The organism is Sphingobium sp. B2 (assembly GCF_007693735.1).
Lineage (GTDB): Bacteria > Pseudomonadota > Alphaproteobacteria > Sphingomonadales > Sphingomonadaceae > Sphingobium > Sphingobium xenophagum.
This window is the reverse complement of record NZ_VDBZ01000001.1, coordinates 2,707,697-2,729,180: the sequence shown is the minus strand read 5'-3', so window position 1 is coordinate 2,729,180 and position 21,484 is coordinate 2,707,697. Positions and strand designations below refer to the sequence as shown.

The 21,484-nt window shown below is 64.1% G+C and carries 14 protein-coding genes; 6 read left to right on the top strand and 8 right to left on the bottom strand.

Features of this window, described 5'->3' with window-relative positions; genetic code table 11:
* The first annotated feature begins 26 nt into the window (after positions 1-26).
* Positions 27-1,298, top strand: coding sequence for a homogentisate 1,2-dioxygenase (gene hmgA, locus FE851_RS13355; protein WP_145203099.1), 1,272 nt, complete (start codon positions 27-29; stop codon positions 1,296-1,298).
* Positions 1,295-2,599, top strand: a complete 1,305-nt coding sequence (gene fahA / locus FE851_RS13350; RefSeq protein ID WP_145203096.1) for a fumarylacetoacetase — start codon at positions 1,295-1,297, stop codon at positions 2,597-2,599. Before hmgA ends, fahA begins: the two co-directional genes overlap by 4 nt.
* 126 nt (positions 2,600-2,725) lie before the next feature.
* On the opposite strand, the gene FE851_RS13345 is transcribed toward fahA, so the two are convergent.
* From FE851_RS13345 to araD1, 6 genes are all read right to left on the bottom strand, one after another.
* Complete coding sequence (locus FE851_RS13345) at positions 2,726-5,548, bottom strand: TonB-dependent receptor (protein ID WP_145203093.1); 2,823 nt, start codon at positions 5,546-5,548, stop codon at positions 2,726-2,728.
* 253 nt (positions 5,549-5,801) lie between these two features.
* On the bottom strand, positions 5,802-7,229 hold the full coding sequence (locus FE851_RS13340) for a glycoside hydrolase family 43 protein (protein WP_145203090.1): 1,428 nt from the start codon (positions 7,227-7,229) through the stop codon (positions 5,802-5,804).
* 21 nt (positions 7,230-7,250) lie between these two features.
* Positions 7,251-8,282 (bottom strand): arabinan endo-1,5-alpha-L-arabinosidase, encoded by a 1,032-nt coding sequence (locus FE851_RS13335; protein WP_145203087.1) that lies wholly within the window; start codon positions 8,280-8,282, stop codon positions 7,251-7,253.
* A gap of 63 nt (positions 8,283-8,345) precedes the next feature.
* Positions 8,346-9,908: an alpha-N-arabinofuranosidase gene (locus FE851_RS13330; protein WP_145203084.1), complete on the bottom strand. Its 1,563-nt coding sequence runs from the start codon at positions 9,906-9,908 to the stop codon at positions 8,346-8,348.
* A gap of 19 nt (positions 9,909-9,927) precedes the next feature.
* Positions 9,928-10,854 carry a Gfo/Idh/MocA family protein gene (locus FE851_RS13325; protein WP_145203080.1) on the bottom strand — a complete coding sequence of 309 codons (927 nt, stop codon included), beginning with the start codon at positions 10,852-10,854 and terminating at the stop codon, positions 9,928-9,930.
* Between the two features lie 5 nt (positions 10,855-10,859).
* Positions 10,860-11,852, bottom strand: coding sequence for an AraD1 family protein (gene araD1, locus FE851_RS13320; protein WP_145203077.1), 993 nt, complete (start codon positions 11,850-11,852; stop codon positions 10,860-10,862).
* 205 nt (positions 11,853-12,057) lie between these two features.
* On the opposite strand from araD1, the gene FE851_RS13315 reads away from it, so the two are divergent.
* Positions 12,058-12,822 (top strand): FadR/GntR family transcriptional regulator, encoded by a 765-nt coding sequence (locus tag FE851_RS13315; protein ID WP_174827243.1) that lies wholly within the window; start codon positions 12,058-12,060, stop codon positions 12,820-12,822.
* Between the two features lie 93 nt (positions 12,823-12,915).
* Here FE851_RS13315 and FE851_RS13310 read toward each other — a convergent pair whose 3' ends face one another.
* Positions 12,916-14,223 carry a sugar MFS transporter gene (locus tag FE851_RS13310; protein ID WP_026149691.1) on the bottom strand — a complete coding sequence of 436 codons (1,308 nt, stop codon included), beginning with the start codon at positions 14,221-14,223 and terminating at the stop codon, positions 12,916-12,918.
* A 122-nt stretch (positions 14,224-14,345) separates the two neighbouring features.
* Here FE851_RS13310 and FE851_RS13305 point away from each other — a divergent pair, with 122 nt between their 5' ends.
* The 3 genes from FE851_RS13305 to FE851_RS13295 all read left to right on the top strand — a co-directional run bounded on the left by FE851_RS13305 (position 14,346) and on the right by FE851_RS13295 (position 18,558).
* The gene (locus FE851_RS13305; protein WP_145203074.1) at positions 14,346-15,494 is read left to right on the top strand and encodes an aldose epimerase family protein; all 1,149 of its coding nucleotides are present in this window, start codon (positions 14,346-14,348) and stop codon (positions 15,492-15,494) included.
* Positions 15,495-15,497: 3 nt separating this feature from the next.
* A complete protein-coding gene (locus FE851_RS13300; protein WP_145203071.1) occupies positions 15,498-16,352 on the top strand; it encodes an SMP-30/gluconolactonase/LRE family protein in 855 nt (284 codons plus the stop codon).
* Between the two features lie 340 nt (positions 16,353-16,692).
* Positions 16,693-18,558 carry an ABC-F family ATP-binding cassette domain-containing protein gene (locus tag FE851_RS13295; protein WP_017183808.1) on the top strand — a complete coding sequence of 622 codons (1,866 nt, stop codon included), beginning with the start codon at positions 16,693-16,695 and terminating at the stop codon, positions 18,556-18,558.
* Positions 18,559-18,565: 7 nt separating this feature from the next.
* Here FE851_RS13295 and FE851_RS13290 read toward each other — a convergent pair whose 3' ends face one another.
* Positions 18,566-21,457: a CHAT domain-containing protein gene (locus FE851_RS13290; RefSeq protein WP_145204413.1), complete on the bottom strand. Its 2,892-nt coding sequence runs from the start codon at positions 21,455-21,457 to the stop codon at positions 18,566-18,568.
* Positions 21,458-21,484: the final 27 nt, after the last annotated feature.

The window sequence follows — 21,484 nt, the reverse complement described above, 5'->3', positions numbered from 1 at the left end:
GCAAGGCTTGGGAGGAGAGGATCGACATGCATTATCTCCCCGGCTGGGGCAATCATCATGCGAGCGAGGCAGTGGCCGGAGCTTTGCCGGTGGGGCGCAATTCGCCCCAGCATGTGCCGTTCGGACTCTATGCCGAACAATTGTCCGGCACCGCCTTCACCGCGCCGCGCCATGACAACCGGCGCAGCTGGCTCTACCGGATGCGACCAAGCGCGGGGCATCCGCCGTTCCGGCCCTATGGGCGCGATACGCTGATCGTAGCGGGGCAGGTCGATACGCCCAACCGGCTGCGCTGGAACCCGCTGCCTGCCGCCAGGGCAGGGGTGGATTTCGTCGATGGCCTGATCACCGTCGCATCCAATGGCGACATAAGCGCGGGGACCGGCTGCGCGGTGCATCTCTATGCGGCCAGCGCGTCCATGGTGGATCGCGCCTTTTTCAGCGCCGATGGCGAAATGCTGATCCTGCCGCAACAGGGGTGGCTGCGGATCGTCACCGAAATGGGCGTGCTGGAGGTTGCGCCGTTGCAGGTCGCGCTGATCCCGCGCGGGGTTCGCTTTCGTGTCGAACTGCCCGATGGCGCGGCGCGCGGCTATGTCTGCGAAAATCACGGCGCGCTGTTCCGGCTGCCGGACCTGGGGCCGATCGGTTCCAACGGCCTTGCCAATGCCCGCGATTTCGAGGCGCCGGTCGCAGCGTTCGAAGATGTCGAACGGCCAACCCGGATCGTGCAGAAATATGGCGGCACGCTGTGGGAGAGCGAGCTTGACCATAGCCCGTTCGACGTAGTCGCCTGGCACGGCAATCTGACGCCCTGTCGCTATGATCTCACGCGCTTCAACACGATCGGCACGGTCAGCTACGACCATCCCGATCCGTCGATCTTCACGGTGCTGACCAGCCCCAGCGATACGCCGGGAACGGCCAATGTCGATTTCGTGATCTTCCCGCCACGATGGATGGTGGCGGAGGACACGTTTCGCCCGCCCTGGTTCCATCGTAATGTGATGAGCGAATATATGGGGCTGATCCACGGCCAATATGATGCCAAGGCAGGTGGCTTCGGACCCGGCGGGGGCAGCCTGCACAATAATATGTCGGGCCATGGCCCGGACGTCGACAGTTGGCGCAAGGCGGTGGATGCCGTCCTTTCGCCCCACAAGATAGAGGAAAGCATGGCGTTCATGATCGAGAGCAGGATGGCGTTTCGCCCCACCCGCTGGGCAATGGAAACCCCTTTGTTGCAGGCTGATTATGACGCCTGCTGGCAGGGCTTTCCAAAGGCGCGGCTGCCATGACCGGCTGGTGGACCACCGACGAAACGCATGATCCGGCCCGGACGAGCTGGGTTGCGAGCGCGCAGGGTCATGCCGATTTCCCGATCCAGAACCTGCCCTATGGCGTCTTTTCGCCAGCCGGGGGGAAGGCGCGGATCGGCACGGCGATCGGCGACATGGTTCTGGACCTGGCGGCCTGCGCGGACGCGGGACTGATCGGGGAGGGGGGTGAGGGGCTGCTGCTCCCGACGCTCAATGCGCTGATGGCGATGCCGGTCGACGCACGCCGCAGCCTGCGCCGCGCGATCAGCATGTTGCTGTCCGACCCGGCGATGCAGGCGGCGGTCGAACCGCATCTCTACCCCGCATGCGATTGCACGCTGCATCTGCCTGCGCAGATCGGCGACTATAGCGACTTCTATGTTGGCATCCACCACGCCACCAATGTCGGTCGCCAGTTCCGGCCCGACAATCCGTTGCTGCCCAATTATAAATATGTGCCGATCGGCTATCATGGCCGGGCTTCGTCGATCCGCCCGTCGGGGCAGCCGCTGCTGCGTCCCTGCGGCCAGCGCAAGGCGCCCGATGCCGACGCGCCCGTCTATGGCCCCAGCGTGCGGCTTGATTATGAGCTGGAAATGGGGGTGTGGATCGGCCAGGGCAATGAGCAGGGCGCGCCCATTGCCATTCATGACGCGGCGGATCACATCGCCGGCTTCTGCCTGCTCAACGACTGGTCGGCGCGCGATTTGCAGGCGTGGGAATATCAGCCGCTCGGCCCCTTCCTCTCCAAAAGCTTTCATTCCACCATTTCGCCCTGGGTCGTGACCGCGGAAGCGATGGCGCCGTTCCGCATCGCCCAGCCCGCGCGGCCCGATGGCGATCCGGCGCCCTTGCCCTATCTTGCCGATGCCGATGATCAGGCGCATGGCGCGCTTGGCGTGATGCTGTCTGTCTATCTCCTCAGCGCAGCGATGCGCGATGCGGGCATGGCGCCGATGCGCCTGAGCCAGGGTCCGGCCAGCAATCTCTACTGGACGGTGCAGCAGATCGTGACCCATCAAGCGTCCAATGGCTGCAACATGATGCCCGGCGATCTGCTTGGCACAGGCACCATTTCCGCGCCGACGCGGGACGGTTTTGGCAGCCTGTTGGAATTGTCCGTCGGGGGCAAGGAGCCGCTGAGCCTGCCCACAGGCGAAACCCGCGCCTTTCTGGCCGATGGCGACGAAATCATATTGCAAGCGGTCGCGCAGGCGGATGGGTTCGTGCCCATCGGCTTTGGCGAATGCCGGGCGCAGGTCTTGCCCGCACGGGCGTAAATGGCCGACAAGCCGATGCGCCACAGGCACATCGCAAAAATGGCGGTCGTTCCGGGGCTGGAGGGGAAACCCGGAACGACCGCCAAACATGCAAGGCGGCGATGACTGCCGCGTTGCACGGGGCGCTTAGTCGAATTTGAAGCGGACGCCCAAGGCGAAGGTGCGGTCGATCAGCAAGGTGCTGGAATTGAACTCCGTCGGGTTGCCGACATCGCCGAACTTGTAATAATTTTGCTGCTTCGCCTTGGTGATGTTCACAGCATCGAAGGTGATGCCGATATCTTCGTTCAGGTTCAGCGTCAGCTGGAAGTCCAGGCTCTTTTCCGGCGCGCGCCACATGCCGATCGGGTTGGCGAAGGCGCGGGCTTCATTGTTGTTCAGGAACCCCTTGCGCCAGATATAGGACAGGCGCGCGCCGACCGGGCCTTTGTCATAGGCCAGAGTGGCGTTGTAGGACAGTTTCGACACGCCGAAAAAGGCTGACTTGGCGGTGCCGGTGATTTGCCCGGCATTGTCGACGACCGGGATCGTCTGTTCCGAATCCAGGATCGTCGCGCTGCCGGTAAAGCCCAGGCCGTCGAGGACCGAAGGCAGGTAGGAGGGGAAATAGGTCAGCCCCAGTTCCAGCCCCTTGAGCGTGCCGTTGGATGCGTTGGCCGGGCGAGTGATGTTGAAAAATTCGGTATAGGTTTCGTTGCGGGGCAGATAATTGTTCGGAATGAACTCCCGCACGGTCAGCGGCACGACCAGGCCGTCGATCTTGCGCTGGAAGGCGGTGGCGTAGATGGCGCTGTTGCGTCCGAAATACCATTCGATCGCCAGGTCCATATTCTTCGACTGGGTCGCCCGCAAATTGGGGTTGCCCGACGATCCGGTGCCAAAACCAACGCGCGACAGGTCGCCCGTCAGCGCCAGATTGGGATTGAGATCGCCAAAGGCCGGACGACGCAGCGTTTCGCCATAGTTGAAGCGGATGCGCAGATTGTCGGTGATATTGTAGCGTGCAGTGAAGGACGGCAGGAATTTTTCCGACCCTGTCGATACGGTGGTGCGGGCGAACCCATTGCCGCGATCAAAATAGTCATATTCGGTGTCGATCGCGACAAAGCGTACACCACCCTGCAACTGAAGCGGACGACCGAAAATTTCGATCTCCCCATCGGCCAATATATAGGCGGCGAGGTTCGTTTCGTTGATGCCAAAGACATGGCCGAACGTCATCTGGTCCGACAGCAGCAGGCCGGGCGCGACGGCGCGGTACAACTGGCGCACGGCATCCTTGTTCATGCTGCGCGGATCGGCCAGCACCCAGCTGGTCGGAATGTCGGCGCGCCCGTCGAAGAAGCCGCTATTGGTAAAGGGGCTGCCCTCGCCAAAGGCGTCGAGCGTGACGCCAAGGCCACCGGCGCCCTGATCGCGCACATAGCTGTCGGCCTTGCGGCTGTCATAGCGCCAGCCCGCCTTGATCCGGCGCAGAAAGCCGTCGTCCCATTTATATTCGCCGTCCAGCATCATGGTCAGCGCGCTGCCGGTATTTTTCGTGCCGCTGTCGAACAGATTGCCCACGGTCCATTTGCTGGCGTCGGTCAGCACGTCCTGATTGCCGAAGCTGTAGGCGGGCAGCCCGCCACCTGCGTTGAAATCGATGTCGAGATCGAGCGGGCCGCGATCGGTGCGGATGGCAAAGAAGGAGGTTTCGTTCTTGCTGTCCTGATAGGCCAGGTCGGCGACGATCTTGCCGTTGGCGCCGACATCCCATTTGGCGTTCAGCGCATAGACATAGCTGTCGGTGCGGTTGGTTGCCATGTCGCCGCTGTTGAAGCCTGCGACCGCGCCCACCCGGCGCGACTTGATGATGTTCGTGCCTTCATAGAGTTCAAAGCTGTTGGCGACGTCCGCGGGCAGATTGCCCCACCAGTCGGCGAAGCTGAAATGCAGGCTGTTGAAGGTTTCGCCCCGGAAGCCGGTGTAAAAGACTTCGGCGGTGTAGACCGAACTGTCATTGGGCGCCCATTGCAGCGCCGCGTTGATTGAGGGGCGTTCACGCTTGCCGTACAGGTCGGACGCGATGACGGCATCGCGCGACAGATAATAGGGGGTGGCGACGCCATTGATGTTGAGCGTCGATCCGGGGGCGGTCGGCAGGCCCGCGTCGAGGCCGGGCGTCCAATTTTCGTTACTGCCGCCGGGGAAGATGCGTTGCAGCGGCGTCAGGCCCGAACCGGCGGGCGGGGTTTCGGTGGCGAAGGGCACCATCGCGCCGGCCTGCAGATTCTGGTTGCGATATTGCGCCCTGGTATAGCTGGCATTGACCAGCAAGCCGATGTCGCCGATGCCGGTTTCCCACCGATCGCTGACGAGCAGGGCGACGTTGGGATTATATTTGTCCGCCAGTTCCGAATAAACGCCACGCGCCAGGCCGGAAATGGTGAAGCCGTCAAAGTCGAGCGGGCGACGGGTCTGGACGTCGATCTGGCCCGCCAGGCCGGTTTCAAGCTGATCGGCCGAGCGGGTCTTGTAGACGTCGATCCGGCTGACAAGGTTCGCGGAAATATCCTGCAGCGCGAAGGATGTGCCAGCGGCGGTGAAGATGTTGCGGCCGTTGAGCGTCGTCAGCGGATCGGTCAGGCCGCGGATGGTGATGCCCGCCGTTTCACCCCCGGCGCGGTCGGTGACCTGAATGCCGGTGACGCGCTGGAGCGCTTCGACGACATTATTGTCGGGCAGCTTGCCGACATCTTCCGACACGATCGAATCGACGATCTGGGTCGAATTCTTGCGGACATTGAGCGCGCCGACAATCGATGCGCGCACGCCGGTCACCACGATGTCGGCGGTGTCATCCTCCGCGGCCATCTGGGGGGCGGGGCTGGTTTGCGCGTGGGCGGTGGCGCCCAGCATCAGCGCGAACATGGATACGGAGCATAATGCGATCGGCAGACGTGCCATTTCAAGTCCTCCCCTATGGCTGGCCCATTCGCCATGCCCTGAATTACTCGGACTAATTATTGCTCAGACAAATGGAGTGCAAGCGAAATTTTCCGGTCGGGCCGCATGATGGCGCGGCGTGACATTATTGCTGCATCAAAAAGTGCCGGATATTCAAGGATAGTCCGGCCGGAAACGGGTCTGGCGAGGGGCTGGCGGCCCGCCGATGTGCAAGATCCGACATTGCCTATTTGTCGGAGCATATCGGTTGGCGTCAGTCCGCACGCCAGCGTGCCGCAGCGTCACGGCTGCGTACGAGGCGAATCTGGCCGTCTGCCACGCCGATCGCTTTGCCCGGCGCGGCGATCGCGGCAAAGCGGATGGTGCCCCGCCGCGCATCGGCCAGGCGGACGAACTGGCTGCGCAGGTCGAAATCGGCGCTGTTGCTGTCAGGCTCCAGCGCGACCGACCCGTCCTTGCGTGCGACCAGATAATGGCCGGGCATCAATATGGGGGACAGCATGACGCTTTGCTGGCCGGCGCGGCCGGGCGTCTGGCGGAACTGCGTCTGGGCCAGCAAGGGGTTGCCCGCGATCAGGCGGGGGCCGTCATGCGCCAGCAGCAGCCTGGCATTGGTGGCTGACGCAAAGCGCTCCGGCAGTGGTCCGTTGCCTACCGGCACACCGAAATCGGGGATGCCATCGGCGGTATAATAGAGCCGCTGGACGCGGGTATGGCGGTCCGGGTTGAACAGCGGATCGCCCTGGATCGCCTCATAATCCCGGCCATGATAGACCAAGATGTCGCGTCCCTGTTCGTCCACGGTGAAACTGTTATGGCCAGGGCCGAACACGCTGGTTTCCCGGCATGTCGTGAAAACCGGCTGTGGCGATTTGGTCCAGCTGGCCGCGTCGAGCAGGTCGGCTTCTTCATCCGCGGTCAGCATGCCCAGGCAGTAGCGCGCGTCGGTCGCGCTGGCCGAATAGGTCATGAACAGACGGCCATTGCGGTGCAGGACAGCAGGCGCTTCGGCGACCTTGTAGCCGCGAATTTCCCAATCGAGCGTCGGCACGGTCAGGCGGGTCACCTTGCCCGCCAGCTTCAGCGGGGATTCCAGCTTGGCTATGTACAGGTTACTGTTCGTCTCGATCCCCGGCTCACGCTGCGCCCAGGCGAAATAGCGCTGGCCCTTATGGACGAAGCTGGTCGAATCGAGGTTGAAACTGTCCCACGGCGCCTGAAACTGCCCCAGCAGGCTCCATTTGCCGGTCATCGGGTCCGGCCCGTCGCACACCACCGCATAGGTGCGGATGCGGAACACATCCTCGCCCCCGCCGCTGGGCCCGGCGGCGAAATAGATGATCCACTGTCCATCGATCCGGTGCAGTTCGGGCGCCCAGATGAAGCCGGACAGGGGGCCGGTCTTTTCATGTCGCCACAGCACGGCTTCGGTTGCGCTGGTCAGGCCCGCGATCGTCTTTGACCGGCGCAGCACCAGCCGGTCATATTCGGGGACTGACCCGGTCATGTAATAATGGCCATCGTCATGGCGAAATATCTGCGCATCGGCGCGCTGGCGGACGAGCGGGTTTTGCGGTGCGGCTACGGGCGCTTCGGCGACCTTGGCGCGCGCCATCATCGGCGCGGCGGACAGGGCGGCGCTGCTGGCGATGAAGCCACGGCGGGACAGGGTGAAATGCATGTCTTTCTCTCCGGTCGGTATTCAATAATCGGCCTGGGGCCAGCCGTCCGCGCCCCAGCGGACCGGCGCGATCCGCAGGGTCGGGGCGCCGTTCGATTGCTTGTCATAGGCGTGGTACACGACATAATCCTGGCCATCCCTGTCATGCAGCCAGCCCGCATGACCAGGACCACGGAAGCGCTGTTGTTCCTGCAGGTCGGCGCGCAGGAAGATGGTGCCGCCCCCTTCCAGCATCGAACTGCCATCCTTGCCCAGATAGGGGCCGGTAATCGCCTTCGACCGGCCGATGACGGTGTAATAGGTGCTGGCCGCGCCCTTGCAGCAATAGTCGTAGGACGCCATCAGCCAATAATAGCCGCCATGGTCGATGATGAAGGGCGCTTCGACCGGGGCCGGACCACCCGCCGGGGCCGGACGCCGGGCGATGGCGACGGGCCTGGCCTTGGGGTTTTTGGGCTTGCCGCTCCTTGGGTCCAGTTCGAACAGTTTAAGGCCCGTCCAGAAACTGCCGAGCGAAAGCCAGTGACGGCCTTCGCGGTCGATGATGAAATTGGGGTCGATCGCGTTGAAGTCGTCGCTCTTGTCCGACATGACGACCATGCCTTCGTCCCGCCAATGATAATCGGGCGCGTCAGGGTCCAGCGTCGGGCTGGTGGCCAGGCCGATCGCGGATCGGTTCGATCCGAAGGTGGAGACCGAATAATAGAGGCGGTAGCGGCCATTCACATAGCTGATGTCGGGCGCCCACATGCCATCGCTGCCGGGGATCGCCGCCTTTGCCCAGTCGGGCAGGGCGGTAAAGACCGGCGCGCCGGCGGTCCAGTGGATGAGGTCAGGGGAAGTGCGGGTTTCGATCAGCCGCTTGCCATGGCCGGTGCTGAATATGTGATAGGTGTCGCCCTGCCGGATGATGACCGGATCATGGGTGGGCGTCAGGTCGCCGGTCAGGCGGCTGTTGAGCGTGTCGCGCGGCGGCGGGGACGGCTGCTGCGCGCTGGCGGGGATCGCGAAAAGGGCGAGGGCCAGCCAAGCGATGAACGTCGGTCGCCTCATGCGGACCTCTCCAATTAAAGCCATGTGCTCCCGCCTGCGCGGGGGCACATGGCACTTCAGGTTTTACTGCAACTCCAGCACCACGACCGATTTGGGCGGCAGGGTCACGCTCAGCGTGCCGCCGCTGACCTGCGCCCCGGTAAAGGCGACCGGCTTGACGGTGTCGGGCGCGTCGAACGTGTTGTGGGCGTTGATCGCTGATGCGGTCAGGATGCGGCCGGTGACGTTCGCGGCATTCAGCCCGTCCAGCTTGACCGTGACGCTATTGGGCTGGTTGGGGTCCAGGTTGGACAGGCCGACATGCACGTTGCCATCCTTGCCCCGGACCGCCGATCCGCTGACGGCGGGCATCGACCATTTGTCCTTATGGTACCAGGGTGTGTCGATGCTGATCGGCAGCACGGTCGCATCCTGCCAGGGCTTGTACATTTCAAACACATGATAGGTCGGCGTCAGCGCCATCTTGCTGCCATCGGTCAGAATCATGGCCTGCAACACATTCACCATCTGGGCGATGGCGGTCATCTTCACCCGGTCGGCATGGCGCGCAAAAATGTCGAGATGGATCGACGCCACCAGCGCATCGCGCAGCGTATTTTGCTGGCGCAGAAAACCGGGATGGGTGCCTGGGTCATCGGCATACCAGGTGCCCCATTCATCGACCGCCAGCCATATTCTCTTGGCCGGATCATATTTGTCCATGATGGCGCTATGCTTGGTGATCAATTCGTCGATGCGCAGCGCTTCGGCCAATGTGTTGGCCCAGCCCGTCTCGTCAAACTGAGTGGAGGAAGCGCGCGGCGGCCAAGCGCCTGGGATGGTGTAATAATGGAGCGACAGCGCGTCGAGCTGGCCGCTCGCCATCTTCATCATCGTCTCGGTCCAGTTATAATCGTCAGAATTGGCGCCTGCCGCGATCTTCATGATCCTCGTGCCGCGCGGCGCCTTGATGAAGGTGGCGTAGCGGCGGGTGACGTCGGCGGCATATTCGGCGCGCATATTGCCGCCACAGCCCCACAATTCGTTACCGACGCCGAAATAGGGAACGGCCCATGGTTCCTTGTGCCCGTTCTTCGCGCGTTCTTCGGCCAGCGTTCCCGCAGGCGACGTCATATATTCGACCCATTCGGCCATTTCCTGCGGCGTGCCATTGCCGACATTGCCCGCGACATAGGCCTCCGCGCCGATCTGGCGGATCAGCTCGAAAAATTCATGGGTGCCGACCGTGTTCGGCTCGGTCACGCCGCCCCAATGGGTGTTGATCTTGACCGGGCGCTTGGATTTGCCGCCAATGCCTTCGCGCCAATGATATTCGTCGGCAAAGCAGCCGCCGGGCCAGCGTACGACAGGCACGGACAGGTTCCTGAGCGCCGCAATCACATCGTTGCGGAAGCCATTCGTATTGGGGATCGTCTTGTCATTGCCGACCCACAGGCCGCCATAAATGCCGTTGCCCAGATGTTCGGCAAACTGGGTGAAGATGCGCTTGTCATAGACCGGGCCGGGGCTGGCGGCGTTGATCGTCGCGGTCGTCGGCTTGCCATCCGTATCGGCATGGGCGCTGGTGGCAAGCGCCGTAGCGCAAAGTAGCAGCGTGGCCGTCGTGCGGCGCAGGGCTTTGATCATGTCGTCCACTCCTGTGATCTTAATCGTGAAATGCGTCAGTGGTCTCGCGCCGCCCGCGCAGGAAGGCGTCGGCGACCAGCCGCAGCGGATCGGTATCGACGTCCGATCGCCCGCCCCGGATCAGCGCGGCAAAGCGGCTGTAGAGCCCCGGATATTCGACATCCTCGCCATGGTCGGTCGAACCGGGCAGGTGCAGCACAGCGCCCCCTTGCGACAATTTGAGCGTGCCTGCGTCGGTTTCGACGGCAATGTCCCAGCTTTGCGGGCCGGTCTGCCGCCAGTCGAGGTCCATGTGGATCGGCGCGCCGCCCGTGTCGCGAAAATGCAGGTCAGCCGCGATCGGGGCGGCGCGATTGTCCGGCAGGATCAGCGTCGCATCCTTCAGGAAGAAGGGGCGCGGCAGGATGTGGGTCGCTATCGAGAGCGCGTTGATCCCCGGATCAAACACGCCAAGGCCGCCGGGCTGCCAGATCCATGCCTGCCCCGGATGCCAGACGCGCACATCCTCCCGCCAGACGATCGACACGCTTTCGATCTTCCGCTCCGCCAGCCAGGCGCGCGCCGGAGCGACGCCCGCGGCAAAGCGGCTGTGCCAGGCAGCGAACAGCGAAACGCCCACCTTGTCCGCCTGCGCCTGCAACGTGCCGACTTCGGCCAGCGTCGCGCCGGGCGGCTTTTCCAGAAACATATGGATGCCGCGCCCCAGCGCCTGCGCCGCCAGATCATAGCGGACCTGCGGCGGGGTGCAGAGCGCTATCGCGTCCACCGCCGGGCCGTCATGCAGCAGCGCGTCCAGGCTGGCCAGATGCGGCACCCCGTCCAGCCCGGCATCATGCGGGCTGACCGTCGCGGCCAGGCTGAAGGCGCTATTGCCACGGATGGCGGGGACATGCTGGTCGCGCGCAATCTTGCCCATGCCCACGATTGCGATGCGGATCGGGTCCATGGCGGTCAGAGCGCCTGAACGACCACTTCGACGGGCCGGGCGCGTTGCAACGCATTGCGCACCGGCAAGGTGAAGGGCACGGCGGCGATTTCGAACACATCGCCTTCCTGCGTTGCGATGCCGTCGCTGAACGACAGTGTCGCCGTGCCGAAGAAATGAACATGGACGTCGCCGGGACGGCGGAACAGGTCATATTTGAAATGATGATGTTCCAGATTGGCGAAGCTGTGCGACATATTGCCTTCGCCCGACAGGAACGGCTTTTCCCAGATCGGGACGCCATCGCGCAGGATGCGGCTGGCACCCTCGATATGCGCAGGCGGGGTACCGACCAGCAATTCCGGCCCAAGGGCGGCCTGCCGCAGCTTGGAATGGGCGAGCCACAGATAATTGTGCCGTTCGGTCACATGGTCGCTGAACTCGTTGGCCAGCGCCAGGCCGAGCCGATAGGGCTGGCCGTCATCACCGATGATGTAGATGCCCGCAAGTTCCGGTTCCTCGCCGCCATCCCTGGCAAAGGCCGGCATGGTCAGCGGTTCGCCCGGCCCGACCAGTTGCGACCCGTCGCCCTTGTAAAACCATTCGGGCTGCTGGCCGACGGCGCCCGGCGCGGGCTTGCCGCCCTCCAGCCCTTCCAGGAACATGCGCATGGAATCGGTCTGCCGTTCCGCCGCCGCTGCCTCACGGTGCATCTTGTCGCGGCCTTCGGCGGAGCCGAGATGGGTCAGGCCCGTGCCGGTCAACTGGATATGCGCGTCATCATCATGGTCGATGGGGGCGAGCAATTCGCCCGCTGCAAAGGCCGCGGCAATGTCGATCGCATCGCCCGCGCCCGCCGCTTCGACCGCGGCGCTCAGGCTGATGTTACGGGCGATCGCGTCGAGCGCCAGGGCGCGGATGCTGGCATAGCCCGGCACGATATGGGCGGCATCGCCCTGCGCCGCGATGACGGAGCGGACGCCGCTGGGGGCACGATGCTGCAACAGGCGCAATGTCATGTAAAAACTCTCCTCCCGCACGCCATTTGCGGCGCTGGCTGATCCTGAATGATGGCCGATCATGTGCTTGGGCGGCTGCAATATGCAGCAGCGCTCGCGTGATGACTCTCTCAATTACTCCGACATATTACAGGAAGATGGTAATGGCAATGCTTGTATTCTACATCGATCCGTGCCTGATAGGTGCAAGGTGGGAGGAGCCGGGATGGGACAGGACAGGCCGTCAAAAACTGCGCATGCCGCGGAAAATGGGGATTCGGCAAAAGTGGCGCGGGGGCCTGGCAGGCGATTGCACGGGGCGATCGCGCACAAGCTGGGCACGGCGATCTTGTCTGGCCAATATGCGCCGGGCGATGTCCTGTCGGGTGAGGTCGCCTTTGCCGAGGAACTGGACGTGTCGCGCAGCGCCTATCGCGAAGCGATTCAGGTGCTGACCGCCAAGGGATTGGTGGAAAGCCGCCCCAAGGCCGGGACGCGGGTGTTGCCGCGCACCCGCTGGAACCTGCTTGATCCCGAAGTGCTGGGCTGGGCCTTTGCCGGGGAACCCGACATCCAGTTCGTGCGCGACCTGTTCGAGCTGCGCGCCATCGTCGAACCGGCCGCTGCCCGGCTGGCGGCGCAGCGGCGCGACAAGAATGACATCAAGATCATGAAGGACGCGCTGGCCGCGATGCGCCGCCATACGCTGGCGACCGAACTGGGGCGCGCGGCCGACCGCGATTTTCACAATGCGATCCTCAACGCGACCCGCAACGATGCGCTTCAGGTGTTGTCCGCCAGCATCGGATCGGCGGTCAACTGGACAACCCAATATAAGCAGCGCGCCCGCGCCTTGCCGCGCAACCCGATCCCCGACCATGTCCGCGTGTTCGACGCGATCGCGGCGGGAGACGCGGCGGCGGCGGCCGAGGCGATGGGCGTGCTGGTCGATCTGGCGCTGGAGGATACTGCAAGCGCGATGGGGGGATGACCCTGCCCGGTACGGGGAATGAAAAAGGCCGGAGCAGGATGGTCCTGCTCCGGCCTTTTTTGCCCCGAAGTGCGACCCTCGGCTGTTTTTGGCTTATTCCGCGACTGGCTGGTCGGGCAGCGCGTGGGTCACTTTCGATCCCCATAGCGCGTAGAAGAGGATGTAGAGTTCGCACGCCGCGGTCAGCAGGAACGACCATTGCAGGCCGAATTCGTCCGCCAGCTTGCCCTGCACCACGACCAGCGCGCCACCGGCGATCGCCATGATCAGCAGGCCCGACCCTTCCTCGGTCAAGGGGCCAAGTCCCTTGATACCCAGGGTGAAGATGGTGGGGAACATGATCGAATGGAACAGGCCGACCAGGATCAGCGACCACATCGCGATCGGGCCGGTGGTAAATACCGTCACCAGCATGACGATGAACGCCCCGATCGAGAAGGCGGCCAGCACATGGCCTGCATCGAATTTCTGCATGATCGCAGAGCCGGCAAAGCGGCCGACCATCATCCCGCCCCACAGCAGGCTGAGATAATTGCCCGCCTGCTCATGGGTCAGGTTGGCGATATCGGGCTGGCTGACGAAATTGACGAACAGGTTGGCGACGCCGATTTCCGCGATCAGATAGATGAAGATGGCCGGGATGCCGAACACCAGATTGCGATGCACCCAGAGCGAGTGTTTCTTGCGCTCTTCCTTGCTGTGACGCGATGTCGCATTGCCCATGGCGGGCAGGGGGAAGCGGGCGATGATGACCGCCAGAACCACCAAAATGACCGCGACGATGATATAGGGCAGGATCACCGACTGCGCGTCGGCCAGCCGTTCTGCCTGGGTCAGGACGACATCGCCCTGCGACGTGCCACCCTTTGACCGGCCCAGGATCAGATAGGCGCCAAACAGGGGGGCGAGCATCGTGCCCGCCGAGTTCATCGCCTGCACCAGATTGAGGCGCGAGGAGGCGGTTTCCGGCTTGCCGACAACCGCGACATAGGGGTTGGCCGCGACCTGCAACAGGGTGATGCCGCTGGCGATGACGAACAGCATGACCAGCGTCACGCCGTAGGAGGGAATGGACGCCGCCAGCGTCATGCCCGCCGCGCCCGCCGCCATAATGAGCAGGCCGATCACCATCGATTTCTGATAGCCGACCCGTTCGATCAGCTTGGCCGATGGAATGGAGGCGAAGAAATAGGCGATGAACCAGACTGATTCGATAAGCGTTGTCTGGGTGTAGCTCAAGTCAAACACGCTGCGCAGATGCGGCAGCAGCGTGTTGTTGATGACCGTGATGAAGCCCCACATGAAAAACAGGCTGGCCAGCAGCCCTAGCGCCGGGCCGTAGCGAACGCCGGGATTATGCGCCATCGATGGCGCGGCGGTCGAGGAAACTGGTCCTGCCATTCATCCGTCTCCGTAAATTCCAATGCGGCACAGCCGCTATGAGGGGTTGCATCCGCTTATTTTGTCTGAGTATATTCCCCGAAACCGCCCGTCAATGGGTCATGGTCATAAGAGGAAGCCTCATGCGCAACGTCGCTATTATCAAAACAACGCTGTCATACGCAGTCACGCTGGCGCTGACAAGCGGGGCGGCGCTCGCCGCCGAAGCCAGCCGCGCGCCCGCTGGAACCCTGGCGGACGGAACCGCGGTCGAGGTGATCAGCCTGACCAACAAGCAGGGCATATCGGCCCGGATACTGACCTATGGCGCGACGCTCCAGTCGCTGTCGATGCCGGACAAGCATGGCAAGACTGCGGACGTGCTGCTCGGCTATGACGACCTCAAAGACTATGTCGACCATCCCAATTATTTCGGCGTGACCGTGGGCCGCTATGCCAATCGCATCGCGGGCGGCGCCTTCTCGATCGACGGCAAGGCCTATCAGTTGCCGCTCAACGACAAGACCAACAGCCTGCATGGCGGCGGCAAGGGTTTCGACAAGCAGGTCTGGAAAGTCGCCTCCGTCAAGAGCGGGCCGGTCGCAACGCTGGTACTGACATTGACCAGTGCGGATGGCGATTCGGGTTATCCGGGCAAGCTGGACAGCAGCGTCACCTACACGCTGGATGAGGCGGGCAATCTGGGCATCCTATTCGATGCCAAGACGGACAAGCCCACCATCGTCAACATGACCAATCATGCCATTTTCAACCTGGGCGGCGAAGGATCGCCGGACGGGGCGCTGGGCCATGTGCTGACGATTCCGGCCAAAGCCTATACCCCGGTCGATGAAGCGCTGATCCCGACTGGTGAACGCAAGCCGGTGGATGGCAGCGTATTCGATTTCCGCCAGCCCCGCCGCGTGGCCGACGGCATTCGCGACGGCCGCGATCCGCAGATCGTTTTCGGGCGTGGCTATGACCATAATTGGGCGCTGGACAAGGGGCTGACCAAGACCCCCGAACTGGCCGCCCGGCTGGAAGACCCGGCATCGGGCCGGGTGGTTGAGGTGCTGACGACCGAGCCCGGCGTGCAATTTTATGCGGGCAATTTTCTCGACGGTACGCTGGTGGGCAAGAGCGGTCACCTCTATCGCATGGGTGATGGCATCGCGCTGGAGCCGCAGAAATTCCCCGATGCGCCCAACAAGCCCAATTTCGTGTCGGCGCGGGTGGATCCCGGCAAACCCTATCATCACGCGATGGTCTATCGCCTCTCGGTCAAGCGGTGAACCATGGTGCAGTGGCGGATGATCGCGCGCGATGGCGCCGACATGCTGGGCGAAGGGACTATATGGTCGGCGCGTGATGATGCGGTCTATTGGGTCGACATCCTTGCTCCCGCGCTCAACCGGCTGTCCCTGAAGGACGGCGCCGTCGAACGCTGGGCAGTGCCCGAACCGCTGGGCTGGGTGGCCGAGCGGACGGGCGGCGGCTTTATCGGCGGGTTCAAGAGCGGTTTTGCAGAGATCAGCCTCGACCCGCTGACCATCACGCCGATCGGTGACCCGGAACCTGACCTGCCGGGCAATCGCATGAATGATGGCAAGGCCGATGCGCAGGGCCAGATCTGGTGCGGCACGATGGACATGGCGGAGGAAAGCGACAGCGGATCGCTCTATCGCCTGACCCCCGATCTTGTCTGGCAACAGATGGATACAGGCTATCGCGTCCCCAACGGCCCGGCCTTTTCGCCCTGCGGCAAATGGCTCTATCATAGCGATACCGCCCGCCGGATCATGTATCGCTTCGCCCGAACGGCAGAGGGAATTGCCGATCGGCAACCCTTCATTTCCTTCACGGATGCGGATGGTTATCCCGACGGCATGACCGTGGATGCCGACGGCCATATCTGGGTCGCCCATTGGGGCGGCGGGCGGATCAGCCGGTTCACGCCCGATGGCAGGCTAGACCGCGCCATCGCCTTGCCCGCGCGGCAGGTGACCAACATCTGCTTCGCCGGACCCGACCTCAATCGCATGTTCGTCAGTTCAGCCGCGATCGGCCTGCACGCGACGCCCTATGACGGCGGCTTGTTCGAAGTCGATTGCGGCGTGCGTGGCTTGCCGACCCATCTATTTGCTGGCTGACGTTCGATCGACATATGGGTCGATAAAAGGCGATTGAACTGCGTGCCGAAATCTGCTTAAAGCGCCGGGACAGCGTTGTCATTCCTTCTCCAAGACGTACAACGTTGCGATCCCGAACAGCCATAGGCGAACTGCACGCGCCAAAAGGCTGTTCGGGACATTTTTCCGCCACCTATGTTCGGTTCGCTGTCGGCTTATCCCGGCCAGTGCCCGTGCGCGGCGACCTGCTCCGGCTTTCGCAGGCCAGTCCCCTGGAAAAAGCAGCGTCGCTTGCGGGCGGAGAATGGAGACAGGGGCGCAAGCCCCTTCCCTGTGCGTGGCTTCCTGCTAAAGCGCCCCCATGCTCAATCTTAACGGTATCACCGTGCGCCTTGGTGGCCGCACCATCCTCGACCGCGCCAGCGCGGCGCTTCCCCCACGCAGCCGGGTCGGCCTGATCGGTCGCAATGGCGCGGGCAAGTCCACGCTGATGAAGGTCATGATCGGCCAACTCGATCCCGACGATGGCAGTTGCGACATGCCGCGCGACACGCGCCTTGGCTATATTGCGCAGGAAGCCCCCAGCGGCACGGCGACCCCGTTCGAAACGGTGCTGGAGGCGGACAAGGAGCGCGCCGCATTGATGGCGGAGGCCGAGCATACCGAAGACCCCGATCGCCTGGGCCATATCTATGAGCGGCTGACCAGCATCGACGCCTATACTGCGCCCGCCCGCGCCGCGCGCATATTGGTGGGCCTTGGCTTTGACGAGGAAATGCAGGGGCGTCCGCTCGACAGCTATTCGGGCGGCTGGAAGATGCGGGTGGCGCTCGCCTCGCTGCTCTTCTCCAATCCCGACCTGCTGCTGCTCGACGAGCCGTCGAACCATCTCGACCTTGAAGCAACGATGTGGCTGGAAAATTTCCTGAAAGCCTATCGGGGCACGGTGGTCGTCATCAGTCATGAGCGTGACCTGCTCAACAATGTCGTCGATTATATCCTCCATCTGGAGGGCGGCAAGGTCACCCTCTATCCCGGTGGCTATGACGCATTCGAGCGGCAGCGGGCCGAACGCCTGGCCCAGCTTGAATCGGCGCGCGTCAAGCAGCAGGCCGAGCGGGAGAAATTGCAGGATTATGTCGCGCGCAACTCCGCGCGCGCATCCACTGCGAAACAGGCCCAGTCGCGTGCCAAGGCGCTGGCGCGGATGCAGCCGATTGCGGCGGCGATCGAAGACCCCACGCTGGCGTTCAGCTTCCCCAGCCCGCCCGAACTGCGCCCGCCGCTGATCACCATGGACATGGCGGCGGTCGGCTATGGCGACACGCCGATCCTGCGCCGGGTCAATCTGCGCATCGACCCGGACGACCGGCTGGCGCTGCTCGGCCGGAACGGCAACGGCAAGACGACGCTGGCCCGCCTGATCGCGGCGCAACTCGCGCCGATGGAAGGGCAGATGCAAAGCTCGTCCAAGATGCAGGTCGGCTATTTCACCCAATATCAGGTGGAGGAACTGGACGTCACCGACACGCCGCTGGAACATATGACCCGCGTGATGAAGGGCGCGACCCCCGGCGCGGTGCGCGCGCAACTGGGGCGGTTCGGCTTTTCGGGCGAACGCGCAATCCAGAAGGTCGGGAGCATGTCCGGTGGCGAGCGGGCGCGGCTGGCGCTGGCGCTCATTACCCGCGATGCGCCGCATTTGCTGATCCTCGACGAACCGACCAACCATCTGGACGTCGACAGCCGCGAGGCGCTGGTGCAGGCGCTCAACGATTATAATGGCGCGGTGGTGATCGTCAGCCATGACCGGCACATGATCGAACTGGTCGCCGACCGGCTGGTGCTGGTCGATGGCGGGACGGCCCAGCCGTTCGACGGCAGTCTGGAGGATTATACCGACATCGTCCTGCGCAAGGCCGATGGCAACAGCAGCGGCGACGCGCCCAAGGTCGATCGCAAGGCCGATAAGAAGGCGGCTGCCGAATGGCGCGAAAAGCAGAAGGCGCTCAAAAACGCCGTCTCCCGCGCCGAAAAGGAAATGGCGGCGCTGATCGCCGAGCGCAAGCGGATCGACGCCGTGCTGTTCGATCCCAAGGCCGCCACCGGGGCGGAAGCGAAGATGACGACCAGCGAGTTGATGGTGAAGCGCGCTGCGGTGGAAAAGAAGCTGGAAGCGGCGGAGGAAGTCTGGATGGAAGCGGGCGCGGCGCTGGAGGCGGGCTGAAACCCTTTCAGCGCCCGATCAGGATGAACGGCGCCCAGATATAGGGTTGCGCTGCGTCGGGCCGCTTTGACCGCATCAGCTTGCGCATCGCCTTCTGGAGCGCCACCGCGCGGGGCGTCCCCCGGTTGGCGGCTTTCACCGTTTCGAGCGTCACGAAAGCGCTCGCATCGTCGCGCACCGGCCAATGCGACACCAGCAGCGATCCTGCCCCTGCATAGCGGAACGCCTGCGCCAGTCCCGAATAGGCCGGCGCCTGCGCGCTGTCGCCCGCCGCCGTGTTGCAGGCCGACAGGATTACCCAGTCCGCGCCGATCCGCATTGCCGCGACCTCCGAAGCGGTCAGCAGACCGTCATCGCCGGTGCCGGGGGACGGCGGAGACAGGACCAGCGCGGGTTCGGTCACGCCCTCCATCTGGCCGCTGACCAGTCCGTGGGTTGCAAACAGGATGACGGAATAGGGCGCGAGATCCTGTGCGCGCAGTGCCGCTTCGCTCGCCTGCGCCCCGACCAGCAGGGTGGCGCGATCCGTGCCGAAGCGATCCGCCACGGCGCGCAGTTCGGCGAGCGATCCGGGCAGGGACGGCAGTTCGGACAAGGCAGCCGCATCGGCGGTGCCGCCGCGAAAATAATGGTTCGCCGCGAGCAATGCGGGCGCCGCTGGCCTGGTCCCGGTGGCAAAGGGGGCAGGCGCGCCGACGCCCAGAAAGCTCTGGTTGCGCATGGCGATCCGCTGTGGCGCCGCCGGGCCGGTGGCAAAGCCGGGCTGTACCTCGATCGCGAAGCGGCGGATCAGCCAGGGCGTATCCCGATCGATCGTAACGACGGGCCGCTGCGGCAGCATCGCGAAGGGCAGCGAGGCGAAGGCGCCGGTGGGCACGATCCGCAACGCCTTTGCCTTGCCCAGCCGGGCGAGGATGGTGGGCGTGAAAATCTGGGCATAGAGATCATGCGCAGCGGTCCGGTCGAACCCGCCGGGTGTCATCGTGCCGCGCAGCCGGTCGACCAGCGCGACCATGGCGGCGCGGCCCAACCCCGCGCGCTCCACGGTCGCGCCGTCGGCATCGACCGCCAGCAGATACACCCCGTCAAAGGCGGGCATCACCGCCAGCAAGGCTTCGTCCTGCGCCAATCCGGCGCGCAATGTCGCAAGGTCGGGCCGGATGCCGCCGCGTGCTTCGATCCAGCGGGGATAGTCGCGGGCGATGGCGGCCCGTTCGGCCTCGGCAATGGCCTCCACGGCGGAGCGGGCGGCGCGCGCGGCGTCTACATCCTTGTCGGTCGCCAGCGCCTTGAGCAACGCGCTGTCCGCCTTGGCCAGCGCCTTCAGCTTGTCCTGCAAGGTGCGAACCCGCGCGGCGAGCGCTGGATCGGCCACCAGCCGCTCTGCCACCAGCCTGTTGGCCTGGGCGATGCGCGATCCGGCCAGAATCGCCATGGCGTCCAGCGCCAGCGCCGGGTCGTTCGCCTGCACCGCGATCTTGAGGATGGTATCGAGCGCGGCGCGTTGATCCTCATTCAGGTCGCCATCATCGTCGAGCGACTGGCTTTCGCGCAGCAGCCCGGCCATTTGCCGCGCCGCCGGGACAGCGCCGTCGCCCTGTGCCCAGGCGGCCATCATGGCGGCATTGGCCAGCGCGAAGGCAGGCGCATCATCGATCTGCCGGGTTTCGCGCAGATAATCGGCGGCGGCGGCCCGCGCAGCGTCCTGCTGGTTGGTGGCGATCAGCGCGGGGACGAGCAGCGGATAGACACGCTGCCCCATGTCCCGATCGCTGGCGGTCGGGGTGCGGACGCGGTCCATCGCCGTGCGCGTACGCTCGATCACCTCCTCCGGCCGTCCCGACGCGGCACTGGCAACGGCGGCAAAGGCCAGTGCGCGCGCACCCTGCGGGCTATTGTCGCCCTCGATCGCCCGAAAACCGCGCTCCGCCTCCAGAAACAGCGGCTCGGCATCGCTATAGCGTTCCATCGGCAACAGCACGCCGGCCATGTTATAGAGGCCGAAATGATAGAAGAGGCTCTTCGTCCCCACCGTCTCGCGCTTGATGGCGATGGAGCGCTCCATATAATCCAGGCTTTCCGCCCGTCGCCCCGTCCGCGCCAGCAGCAGCCCCAGCATTTCCAGCGACCGATGATAGCTGGGATGTTTGCGATCGACATGGTCGGTCGCGATATTGACCGCCAGCCGCGCATATTTTTCCGCCTCGACCAGCCGCGCCGCGCGATAGAGCATCTGCGCATAGGTGTAGGTCGCGGCCACAGTATCGGGATGATTGGGGCCAAGGCTGGTCGTGCGGGCTTCCAGGCTGGCGCGCTGGGCGTCGACGGCTTCGCCATAACGCCCCAGTCGCGATAGCGCCTGCGCGTGGGAAAAGGCGATGTTGGACTTGAGCATATAGTCCGCTTCGGAAAGCGCCTTTGGCCCGACGCGCGCGAAATAGCCGTCGGCATAGGCGCTGGCCTGCGCCAGCGTCTCGGCCCCGGCGGTGACGTCGCCGATGATCGACTGGACATAGCCCTTGACCGACATGCCTTCCAGCCAGGGGATGGGATAGGCGTCGCGGAACGGCGCGATCAGCGCCAGCCCCTTGTCCACATGGGCGAGGGCGGAGGGATTCTTGCCCTCGATCTGGTCCATGGACCCCAGCTTGATCAGGCCGACGCCCGCCAGCGGATGAGGGTGGTTGCCCACGCGCACCTTCATCGCCTTGTCGTGCAACGCGGCCCAGGCGTCGCGCGTCTTTTGCGACATCGACTGGGCGAAATCGTCATTTTCGAACAGGGTCGTCGCTTTTTCATCAAGCGCGCGCAATTGGGCGTGGCGCGGATCGTCGACGCGGAAGCCCGGCACGGTCTGGGCGACGCCCGGCAGCACCGGCATCGTCGCCAGCGCCAGCATCACGGCTATCCTGCCTGCCAAAAGCCC